This is a genomic window from Kitasatospora sp. NPDC057198, from assembly GCF_042670125.1.
GTDB lineage: Bacteria > Actinomycetota > Actinomycetes > Streptomycetales > Streptomycetaceae > Kitasatospora.
Window position 1 is genome coordinate 1 of record NZ_JBHUWH010000824.1, and the last position, 1733, is coordinate 1733.

The 1733-nt window shown below is 75.4% G+C and carries 1 protein-coding gene; it reads right to left on the minus strand.

Going from position 1 to position 1733, the window contains the following annotated elements; translation table 11 throughout:
- Positions 1-1733, minus strand: a 1733-nt coding sequence (locus ACFUEL_RS39365; protein WP_380242981.1) for a condensation domain-containing protein, incomplete at both ends; no start/stop codon positions are given.

Below are 1733 nucleotides of genomic sequence, written 5' to 3' on the forward strand. Positions count from 1 at the left end.
ACACCAGCGCCGTCTCCCCCGGCACCAGCACCGCCCGCTCCGCCAACAGCTCCGCCACCGACGCCGACGGCAACTCCCGCCCCGTCGACGCCCACTCACCCAACAGCGCCCGCTCACCGGACGTCAGCACGTCCAGGCTGCCGACCCGGCGGTGCGGGTCGGCGGCGACCTGGGCGAGGACGGTGAGCAGCCGTTCGACCAGGGCTTCGGCGGTGGCGCGGTCGTAGCGGTCGGCGGCGTACTCGAAGGCGATGTCGATCTCCTCGGCGGAGGAGGTCTCCTCGAAGTTGAAGTCGAGTTCGAACTTGGCCGCGCCGAGGTCGCTCGGCAGGATCCGGCTCTCCAGGCCGAGCAGGCGTCCGGCCCGGCCGTCGCTGTGCTGGTAGCCCAGCATCACCTGGAACAGCGGGTGCCGGCCGGGCACCCGGGGCGGGTTGACGGCCTCCACCAGGCGGTCGAACGGCAGGTCCTGGTGGGCGAACGCGGCGAGGTCGAACTCGCGTACCCGGCCGAGCAGTTCGGCGAAGGTCGGGTCGCCGGACAGGTCGGTGCGCAGCACCACGGTGTTGACGAAGAAGCCGACCAGCCGGTCGAGCCCGCTGTCGGAGCGGCCCGCGACGGGGGCGCCGAGCGGGATGTCCTCGCCCGCGCCGAGGCGGTGCAGCAGGGTGGCGACGGCGGCCTGGAGCAGCATGAAGGTGGTGGTGCCGGTGGACCGGGCGGCCTCCCGCAGGCCCCGGTAGACGGCGGGCGGCACCTGGGCGTGCACGGTGTCGCCCCGGTGGTGGGCGGCGGGGGTGCGCGGGTGGTCCAGCGGCAGCGCGATCTCCTCCGGGAGTCCGGCCAACGCCTGTTGCCAGTAAGCGAGTTGGCGCTCCAGCAGGCTGTCGGGGCCGTCGGCCAGCAGGTCCTGCTGCCAGAGCGTGTAGTCGGCGTACTGGACGGGCAGCGGCGGCAGTACGGGCTCCGCTCCGGTGACGGCGGCGGTGTAGGCGGCGGTCAGCTCGGCCGCGAACGGGTCCATCGACCACTCGTCGCCCGCGATGTGGTGGAACAGCAGCACCACCACGTGGTCTTCCGGCCCGAGTTCGAACAGGGTGACGCGCAGCGGCCGTTCGGTGGCCAGGTCGAAGCCGCGGCGGACGGCGTCCCGCACGGCGGCGTCCAGCCCGGCCCCGGCGACGGGGCGGACCTCGACCGCCTCGGCGAGGGCCGGGGCGTCCAGAACCTGCTGGTACACCGAGCCGTCGCGTTCGGCGAACACGGTGCGCAGGCTCTCGTGCCGCGTGCTGACGGTGCGGACGGCGGCGCGCAGGGCGTCCTGGTCGAGCGGGCCGGTGAGGCGGACGACCAGCGGGACGTTGTAGGTCGCGCCGTCGCCGTCGAGGTTCTGCAGGAACCACATCCGGCGCTGGGCGTGCGAGAGCGGCAGGTCGGCGGGGCGGGTGCAGCGGGTGAGGGCGGGGCGGGGGTCGGCGGGGCCGTCCAGGCGGTGGGCGAGAGCGGCGGGGGTGGGGGCCTCGAACAGGTCGCGGACGGTGGGGGCGCCGCCGAGCACGGCGCGGACCCGGGCGGTGAGCCGGGCGGCGAGCAGCGAGTGGCCGCCGAGGTCGAAGAAGTTCTGCTCCGGCCCGACCCCGGCCAGGCCGAGCACCTCGCCGAAGACGCCGCAGAGGATCTCCTCGCGGGCCCCGCGCGGGGCCCGGTCGCCGCCGCCGGCCTGCGGGGCGGGC